This window comes from Yersinia pekkanenii (assembly GCF_001152565.1).
GTDB classification, from domain to species: Bacteria; Pseudomonadota; Gammaproteobacteria; order Enterobacterales; family Enterobacteriaceae; genus Yersinia; species Yersinia pekkanenii.
Genome location: NZ_CQAZ01000200.1, coordinates 1 through 631 on the forward strand (window position 1 = coordinate 1; position 631 = coordinate 631).

Consider the following 631-nt stretch of genomic DNA (forward strand, 5'->3'; position numbering starts at 1 on the left):
GAGGAAATTATGAGCGAAGCAAAACCGCAGGATGGCAGCACAGTAAAAGGCTATCGGACGCTAACTGAAAAAGACATATCCAACATGAACCGGCTGAAAGAGATTAGTCGCCAGTTCATCGCGCAACTGGAATTTTTGAACACCGGTGATACCGATCCGCGTTGGTTGGCGATTGCAAAAACAGACATGCAAACAGCTTGTATGGCTGCGTGTCGTGCGGTAGCTCGCCCAAATGCTGACTGCTAATAATTCCCCCGACAAGGAACAGATTGTGCAGCCCTAAAGAGGTGATCCACATCTTGCTGACGGGTAAGCCGTAAGTGGTGTAGCAACGCCGAGAGGAGTGGCAAAGCCGCGAACAAAAGAACATGAAGGCTCAGTTTAACGACTGGGCCTTTTTTATTGGCAGTAAATCACCGCGCATTCACCGCACATTTCAAACGAGAGTCTTTCAGAAAGCTGAGCCTGAGAATTGCCGCTATAAGGTGGCGACCTTCTCTCGGGCGGCATTCTGGTGAACAGGCTCATCTTTCTAAAAGGTAATCGCTATGAAGCACCTAATTAAAATCGCAAATGGTCAGCCTGTTGTAAGCAGCAAAGTTGTCGCTGATGAATTTGGTCGTGAGCATAA

General features: G+C 48.2%; 1 protein-coding gene. It reads left to right on the forward strand.

The window, feature by feature from the left end; genetic code table 11:
• The first annotated feature begins 9 nt into the window (after positions 1-9).
• Entirely contained in the window at positions 10-246 is a 237-nt protein-coding gene (locus AEP37_RS23965; protein WP_049615684.1) for an Acb2/Tad1 domain-containing protein, read from the forward strand.
• The last annotated feature ends 385 nt before the right edge of the window (positions 247-631 follow it).